Origin of the sequence: Actinoplanes subglobosus (assembly GCF_042650585.1) — a bacterium.
In the GTDB taxonomy this organism is placed as follows: domain Bacteria; phylum Actinomycetota; class Actinomycetes; order Mycobacteriales; family Micromonosporaceae; genus Actinoplanes; species Actinoplanes subglobosus.
The window spans coordinates 85,706-93,266 of sequence record NZ_JBHSBL010000031.1 but is presented as its reverse complement, the minus strand read 5'-3'; the positions used below and the strand labels follow the sequence as shown (position 1 = coordinate 93,266).

Genomic DNA, 7,561 nt, shown 5'->3' with positions numbered 1-7,561 from the left:
TCGGCTGATCGTGGCCGGCGCCTGAGAGTTGCTGGTTCTTCGCTGTTGCTGAAAGGTGTTTCGGTGGTCATAGCGGAGGGGAAACGCCCGGTTACATTCCGAACCCGGTAGCTAAGCCCTCCAGCGCCGATGGTACTGCACTCGGGAGGGTGTGGGAGAGTAGGACGCCGCCGGACTCAACGTGATCGGTCGAGGGCCGCCCCACTTCGGGGTCGGCCCTCGACTGCGTTTGTGGGCAGATCCCCTAGTAACTTTGTGTATCGAGAACAGCGTGTGTCGGAGCAGGGCCACTCGGGCCTAGGTAGTCCGCCGCCGTACTGGAAGGAATGATCCGTGAGTACAGGACCGCAGGACGGCGGCTCCAGCAACCGTGACGACGACCGTCGTCCGGCCGGCGGTCGCGACGGAGGTGGCGATGGCCGCCGCAGCGACCGGGGCGACCGCGGCGGCTACCAGGGCGGTGGCGACCGCGGTGGTGACCGGGGCGGCTTCCGCGGCGGGGACCGTGGCGGGTCCCGTGGTGGTTACCAGGGCGGTGGCGACCGTGGTGGTTTCCGTGGTGGCGACCGTGATCGCGGTGGCGACCGTGGTGGTTTCCGCGGTGGCGACCGTGACCGTGGCGGCTACCAGGGCGGCGGTGACCGCGGTGGTTTCCGTGGCGGCGACCGTCCGTCCGGCGGCGGCTTCCGTAGCGACGACCGCGGCGGTTTCCGCGGTGGCGACCGCGACCGTGGCGTAGAGCGCGGCGGATTCCGTGGCGGCGACCGTCCCTCGGGCGGCGACCGTGGCGGCTACCAGGGTGGCGGCGATCGCGGTGGTTTCCGTGGTGGTGACCGTGATCGTGGCGGCTACCAGGGTGGCGGCGACCGTGGCGGTTTCCGTGGCGGTGACCGTCCGTCCGGTGGTGACCGTGGTGGGTTCCGTGGTGGCGACCGCCCGGGTTACCAGGGTGGTGGCGACCGGGGTGGTTTCCGTGGTGGTGACCGTGATCGTGGCGGCTACCAGGGTGGCGGCGACCGGGGTGGTTTCCGTGGTGGTGACCGTGATCGTGGCGGCTACCAGGGTGGCGGCGATCGTGGCGGTTTCCGTGGCGGCGACCGTCCGTCCGGTGGTGACCGTGGTGGGTTCCGTGGTGGCGACCGCCCGGGTTACCAGGGTGGTGGCGACCGGGGTGGTTTCCGTGGTGGTGACCGTGATCGTGGCGGCTACCAGGGTGGCGGCGATCGCGGCGGGTTCCGTGGCGGCGACCGCCCCTCGGGCGGCGACCGTGGCGGCTACCAGGGCGGTGGCGACCGTGGCGGGTTCCGTGGCGGCGACCGTCCGTCCGGTGGTGACCGTGGTGGGTTCCGCGGCGGCGACCGTCCGGGTTACCAGGGTGGCGGCGACCGGGGTGGTTTCCGTGGCGGCGACCGTGACCGCAGCGGCCCCCGTGAGGGCTTCCAGGGTGGCGGCGACCGCGGCGGGTTCCGTGGCGGGGACCGTGACCGCAGCGGCCCCCGTGAGGGCTTCCAGGGTGGCGGCGACCGTGGCGGCTACCAGGGCGGCGGCGACCGCGGTGGGTTCCGTGGTGACTCGCGTGGCGGCGACCGTCCCCAGGGCGGCGGCTTCCGGGGCGACCGTGATCGGCCGTTCGGTGACCGTCCCCGTCAGGACCGGCCCTACGGTGACCGCCCGCAGCGCAGTGACCGGCCCGGTGGCGACCGTGGTGGTTTCCGTGGCGGCGATCGCCCGGGCTACCAGGGTGGTGGCGACCGGGGTGGTTTCCGTGGTGGTGACCGTGATCGTGGCGGCTACCAGGGTGGTGGTGACCGTGACCGTGGTGGTTACCAGGGCGGTGGCGACCGCGGCGGATTCCGTGGCGGTGACCGCGATGACCGCGGAGGATTCCGTGGAGACCGTGGTGGGTTCCGGGACGACCGGGTCGGATTCCGCGGGGACCGGGACGACCGTGGTGGATTCCGCGGGGACCGGGACGACCGTGGTGGGTTCCGTGGCGACCGTGACCGGGACGCGCGGCAGGACGAGACCGGCAAGCCCTCCTTCGAGGCGCCGGAGATCCCCGAGGAGATCACTTCCAACGACCTCGACCAGGAGGTTCGCGCCGAGCTGCTGAGCCTGGCCCGGGACGTGGCCGAGAAGGTCGCCCGGCACCTGGTCGCCGCCGGCCAGATCATCGACGAGGACTCCGAGCTCGCGCTGAACCACGCGATCGCGGCCCGGCGTCTCGCTTCGCGGATCGCCGTGGTGCGGGAGGCCGTCGGCCTGGCGGCGTACGCGGCCGGCGACTGGACGACCGCGATCGCGGAGCTGCGCACCTACCACCGGATGACCGGACGGCAGACGCACCTGGCCGAGCTGGCCGACTGCGAGCGGGCGCTGGGCCGTCCGGAGCGGGCGATCGACCTGTTCCGCGGTGCCGACGTGGCCAACCTGGAGAAGGCCGGCGCGATCGAACTGCTGATCGTCGCCGCCGGCGCCCGGGGTGATCTGGGGCAGCACGACGCCGCCGTGGCGATGCTCCAGGTCAAGGAGTTGACCGGCGACGACGACGCCGAGTGGGCGGCCCGCCTGCGGTATGCGTATGCCGACGCGCTCCTGGCGGCCGGCCGTCGTGACGAGGCGCGGGAGTGGTTCGCCCGGACCGCCGCCGTCGACGAGGAGCAGGTCACCGACGCCGCCGAGCGTCTTCTCGAACTCGACGGCGTCACCATCGAGGGTGACGACGCCGACGACGAGGACGACGAGGCGTCCGCCGCCGACCGGTCCGGGGAGGAGACCGACCGTGCCCCCGGCGACTCGGACGAGGATGACGAGGACGGCGACTACGACGACGACGACGAGGACGATGACGACCTCGACGACGAGGATGACGACGACGAGGACGACCTCGACGACGAGGACGACGACTACGACGACGAGGATGAGGACGACCTCGACGAGGACGAGTCGGTTGACGTCGCGGACACGGATGTGAACACCGACGCTCTCGGTGACGAGGACGAGAAGTCCGAGACGTCGGTTGTCGACGAGGACAACGAGAAGGCTGTCGACGAGGACGACGAGAAGGCCGTGGACGAGGCTGGTGCCGGATCGGCTGACAAGGCCGGCGAGGAGAAGCCGAAGGCGTGAGCGGTCACGCCGACGTGCGGTAACGAACCGGACGATCACACCGCCGAGGCACCTGCCCGGCGGTGTGATTGTCTTTGCCGGTGACGAAAAGCGTGAGCGATCACCTTGCCGGGGACTATGACCTGGTCATCTTCGATCTGGACGGCGTTGTCTTCCTGATCGACAAGCCGATTCCGGGTGCCGCTGAGGCGGTCGAGCGGTTGCGGTCCGGCGGGACGTCGATCGCCTATGCCACGAACAACGCCTCCCGGCGGGCCGGGGACGTGGCGGCTCTGCTGACCGGCATGGGTGTGAGTGCCGAACCGGCCGAGGTGCTGACCTCGGCCGGCGCCTCGGCGGCGCTGCTCGCCGAGCGGTTTCCGGCCGGGGCGCCGATTCTGGTGGTCGGTGCGGAGGCGCTGCGCGCCGAGGTCCGCGATGTGGGCCTCACCCCGGTCGGCTCACTGGAGGACGGGCCGGTCGCGGTGCTTCAGGGGTACGGACCGGACGTCGGCTGGAAGGTCCTGGCCGAGGCGGCTCTCGCGGTGCGGGCCGGGGCCACCTGGATCGCCACCAACACCGACCGCACCCTGCCCAGCCCGCGTGGGCCGCTTCCCGGCAACGGTTCGCTCGTCGCCGTGTTGCGCACCGCCCTGGACCGGGATCCGGACGTGGTGGTCGGCAAGCCGCAGCCCGCCCTGTTCCGGACCGCGGCCACCCAGGCCCGGGCGCGGCGGCCGCTGGCGATCGGTGACCGTCTCGACACCGACATCCAGGGCGCGGTCACCGCCGGGATGGACAGCCTCCTGGTCCTGACCGGTGTCAGTGGCCCGGCCGACCTGCTGGCGGCCCCGGAGGATCGGCGGCCCACCTTCGTGGCAGCCGATCTGTCCGCCCTGTTCCGCCCGGCCAGCGGGTCCCGCCTGCCGGGGCCTGCCGGAGCGGCCTCCGATGAGGCCGATGGCGTCGGGGCCGAGGGCTGGCGTGTGACCCGCGACGGTGACCGGGCTGTGCTGGACGGCTCCGGGGACCCGGTGGAGGCGTTGCGCCTGCTCTGCGTGGTCACCTGGACCGGCGTTCCGGTCGAGGCGATCACCGCGGGTTCCGGCGGTGCGCGCGAACTCCTGCGGTCCTGGGGTCTGCCCGGGTCGCACTGAGCGGCGGCGGAACGACCGCGGCACTCTTTCGAACGGCCCTGCCTGCTGTGCTCCGGATGCGGAGGTGGCGGTCAGGGCCGTTCGGCGTTTCGGTGAGTGGGCAACCAGCCCGGCGGTCGCGTTTCGGTCTCGAGCCGGGGAACGTCGCGGGGCTCGGCGGGAGAAGTGGTGCGTTTGCGGGTGGCGTGCGGCGTACCGAAAAAAGGGGTCAGCGGTGCAGTCGGGTGAGGTCGGCGAGCATATGGCCGGCGCTGTGGGCCGCCGTGTCGACCGGTGGGGTGAGCGGGGTGCTCGCCGGCGTCGGGAGACGGCGGTGGCGCGGCGGCGGTGGGGCGTTCATGTCGATGTGCAGCAGGGCGTCGACGAACGCGAGGATGGGGGTGGACATCCAGTCGAAGTCGGGTACGGCGACCTGTTCCGCGCGTTCGTGAACGTTCGCGGTGGTCAGTGTCGCGTCGAAGCGCGGCAGGCCGGGACGGGCGTATGGCATGGTCCCTCCCTGATCGGGGCCGGCACGGCCGCCGGCCGATGGGTTCCCTGATCCAATCGTGGCACCGGCACCGGCTGATTGGATGGTTGTTGCGCCTTTTGCCCCACAGGGTCAAGCGGACCTTTCCGCGGTCGATCAGGGGGATGTGAGTTCACTGACGTTGCCGCGCGGCGCCCGGCTCTCCGACGCGTCCTGGCAGTCCCGCCACCGGATCGTGAGTCGCCTGCTCTGGTTCCACGTGCCCGCCTTCCTGGTGATCGGCATCCTCGGGCCCCGATCCACCTGGGAGGCGATCGGGCTGACGGCAGCCGTCGCGGTCTGGGCGTCCCTGGCCGCGTTGCTGCCGGTGGAGAAGACCAAGGCACGGGCCAGTCATGTCAGCGTCGGGTTGATCGCGTGCACGTTCGTGGCGATCGAGCTCACCGGTGGCGAGATGTCCACCCACATCCACCTGTACGCGGTGCTGATCTTCGTGGCGCTCTATCAGCAGTGGGCGCCGCTGGTTTCGGCGATCATCGTGGTCGTCGTGCACCACGGGGTGCTCGGGCTGGTGTCGCCGGAACGGGTGTTCGGTGAGCACCACATGGGTGTCGGCGCCGCGATCGGCATGGTCGCCGTGCACGCCGGGCTGCTCACCCTGGAGGTGGCCGGCATCGTGGTCTTCTGGCACTTCGCCGAACAGGCCGAGCGGGAGAACGAGGTGCTGGCCCGGCAGGCCGAGGACGCCCGCCGCGAGGTCGAACGGGCCGAGCACGAGGCGCAGGAACGCGCCGCCGAGGAACTGCGCCTGCGATCGGAGGCGTCGGCCGAGCAGGCCCGGCGCGTCACCGCCGACGTCGCCAAGATCAGCGCTGAGGCACACACCGCGATCTCGGCCGTCGCCGCCGTCGACCGGGAACTGGCGGCGCTCACCGCGTCGGTCCGTGACATCGCGGAACGGTCCGCGCAGGCCGCTGGAACCGCGTCCACCGGCAAGGACGCGGCCGCCTCGGCCGGAGCGAAGGTCCGTCAGCTGGAGAAGTCGGTCGGGGAGATCGCCGCCGTCAACGCGATCATCGCCTCGCTGGCCGAGCAGACCAACCTGCTCGCCCTCAACGCCACCATCGAGGCCGCCCGTGCCGGTGAACTGGGCAAGGGCTTCGCCGTCGTCGCCGGCGAGGTCAAGGACCTGGCCCGGGAGACGGCCACCTCGGTGGAGAAGGTCAACCAGGTGATCACCGCGATCGTGGCGGAGACCGGGGATGTGGCGCACACCTTCGCCTCGACCACCGGCGCGGTCGACGACATCCACGAGTTCCAGCTCAACATCGCGTCCTCGGTGGAGGAACAGGCGGCCGTGCTCGCCGAGGTCACCACCCAGCTGTCCGCGNNCCCGACCAGGTGCTCGTCGGGCTGGAGACACTCTCCGCGACGACCGATCGCTGATCTTTGAACCTACCTACCGGTTGTGCCCGTATCCCCGGGCACAACCGGTCCGGTCGTTCAGAGGAGCTTGCGGAGCTTGAGCAGGTCGAACGGGTTCGCCCGGATGGCGGTGATCAACCGGGACACCTCGAGCCTGCCCGCCACCAGGTCGAGCAGCTCGTCGCTCGTGGTGACCAGGGCGATCTTCGCTTTCGGGTCGTCGCCGTCGGTGATGTCGACCAGACGGCCGCCGGTGATCCGGCCGTGGAACGCGGCGCCCAGGTCCGTCAGGCGGCAGGCGAGCGTGCGGTCCAGGTCGAGTTTGCCGCGGGCCTCGGCGTTGCTCTCCAGTCGGGCGGCGAGGTCGTGCAGTGCTCGGCGGCACTCGTCCAAGGTGGCCATGGGCCCATCCTCCCTCACGACACCGGCACGGTACCCCAGGAGTTTCCCGGAGGTGCCCGGTAGCGTGGCACCCGACGCGGCGAGAGGAGTCGAGACATGCCGGACGCATGGCGGGCATATCTGGACCTTGCACTCGGCTTGACGGAAGCCCCCCGGAAGAAGGCGCAACAGGTCGCCGGGGAGCTGCTCAACCGAGGCGGGGCCACGGCGGCACAGGTGCAGGGCCTCGTGGAGGACCTGCTGTCGGCGGGCATCGCGAATCGTGAGGCGCTGACCAACATCGTCCGCTACGAGGTGGACCGTGCCCTCGGACGGGTGGGGCTGGCCACCGCCGAGGAGGTGTCCGACCTCACCAGCAAGGTGCACGACCTGGAGCGGCAGCTGCGGCAGGCGCAGGCCCGGGTCACCGCGGTCGAGACCGGTGCGCCCGAGGCGCCCGAGGCACGGCCGGTCAAGAAGACGGTGGCGAAGAAGGTGGTCAAGGCCAAGCCCAACGCGATGCCGGCGGCTGGGACGAGTCCGGCGGCGGTGCCGGCCAAGGCGGCCGCGGCTCCGGTCGAGGCGGCTCCGGTCGATGTGGTGCCCGCTCCGGCGAAACGTGCTCCGGCCAACCGGGCCGCGGCGAAGACGGTGCCGGTGAAGCGTGCGCCGGTCAAGCGTGCGCCTCGGAAGGCCGCTGGGGCCGCTGCTCCGGTGACCGAGGCTCCGGCGGCTGTCGAGCCGGTGTTCGTGGAGCCGGCACCGGTGGAGACCCCGGCTGCGGATCCCGCCCCGGCTGCGGCTCCGGTCAAGAAGGCGGTGGCCAAGCGGGCGCCGGCCAGGAAAGCCGTCGCCAAGCAGACCCCGGCGAAGCAGACCCCGGCGAAGCAGACCCCGGCGAAGCAGACTCCGGCGAAGCAGACCCTGGCCAAGCAGACTCCGGCGAAGCAGACCACCGCGGCGAAGCAGACGGCTGCGGCGAAGAAGCAGGCCACCGCCGCGAAGCAGACTGCCGCGGCGA

7 protein-coding genes and 1 rRNA gene are annotated in these 7,561 nt (G+C 71.5%); 4 read left to right on the top strand and 4 right to left on the bottom strand.

Annotated features, from left to right (window positions below; all coding sequences use genetic code 11):
* Positions 1 to 59 precede the first annotated feature (59 nt).
* Positions 60 to 176 (top strand): 5S ribosomal RNA (gene rrf / locus ACFO0C_RS44920).
* A gap of 121 nt (positions 177 to 297) precedes the next feature.
* Here rrf and ACFO0C_RS44915 read toward each other — a convergent pair.
* Complete coding sequence (locus ACFO0C_RS44915; RefSeq protein ID WP_378072997.1) at positions 298 to 2,151, bottom strand: hypothetical protein; 1,854 nt, start codon at positions 2,149 to 2,151, stop codon at positions 298 to 300.
* On the opposite strand from ACFO0C_RS44915, the gene ACFO0C_RS44910 reads away from it, so the two are divergent.
* Complete coding sequence (locus tag ACFO0C_RS44910; RefSeq protein ID WP_378072996.1) at positions 2,128 to 3,129, top strand: Replicase polyprotein 1ab; 1,002 nt, start codon at positions 2,128 to 2,130, stop codon at positions 3,127 to 3,129. The genes ACFO0C_RS44915 and ACFO0C_RS44910 overlap by 24 nt on opposite strands.
* Positions 3,130 to 3,209: 80 nt before the next feature.
* Positions 3,210 to 4,265, top strand: a complete 1,056-nt coding sequence (locus ACFO0C_RS44905) for an HAD-IIA family hydrolase (protein ID WP_378072995.1) — start codon at positions 3,210 to 3,212, stop codon at positions 4,263 to 4,265.
* A gap of 208 nt (positions 4,266 to 4,473) precedes the next feature.
* Here the strand turns inward: ACFO0C_RS44905 and ACFO0C_RS44900 are convergent, their stop codons facing one another.
* Positions 4,474 to 4,755, bottom strand: a complete 282-nt coding sequence (locus ACFO0C_RS44900) for a hypothetical protein (RefSeq protein WP_378072994.1) — start codon at positions 4,753 to 4,755, stop codon at positions 4,474 to 4,476.
* A gap of 82 nt (positions 4,756 to 4,837) precedes the next feature.
* Between ACFO0C_RS44900 and ACFO0C_RS44895 the strand changes: the two genes are divergently transcribed.
* The gene (locus ACFO0C_RS44895) at positions 4,838 to 6,187 is read left to right on the top strand and encodes a methyl-accepting chemotaxis protein (RefSeq protein WP_449192006.1); all 1,350 of its coding nucleotides are present in this window, start codon (positions 4,838 to 4,840) and stop codon (positions 6,185 to 6,187) included.
* A 50-nt stretch (positions 6,188 to 6,237) separates the two neighbouring features.
* Here ACFO0C_RS44895 and ACFO0C_RS44890 read toward each other — a convergent pair whose 3' ends face one another.
* Together ACFO0C_RS44890 and ACFO0C_RS44885 are read right to left on the bottom strand one after the other, a co-directional pair.
* Positions 6,238 to 6,561: a sterol-binding protein gene (locus ACFO0C_RS44890; RefSeq protein WP_378072992.1), complete on the bottom strand. Its 324-nt coding sequence runs from the start codon at positions 6,559 to 6,561 to the stop codon at positions 6,238 to 6,240.
* A gap of 287 nt (positions 6,562 to 6,848) precedes the next feature.
* Positions 6,849 to 7,496: a pentapeptide repeat-containing protein gene (locus ACFO0C_RS44885; protein WP_378073001.1), complete on the bottom strand. Its 648-nt coding sequence runs from the start codon at positions 7,494 to 7,496 to the stop codon at positions 6,849 to 6,851.
* Positions 7,497 to 7,561 lie beyond the last annotated feature (65 nt).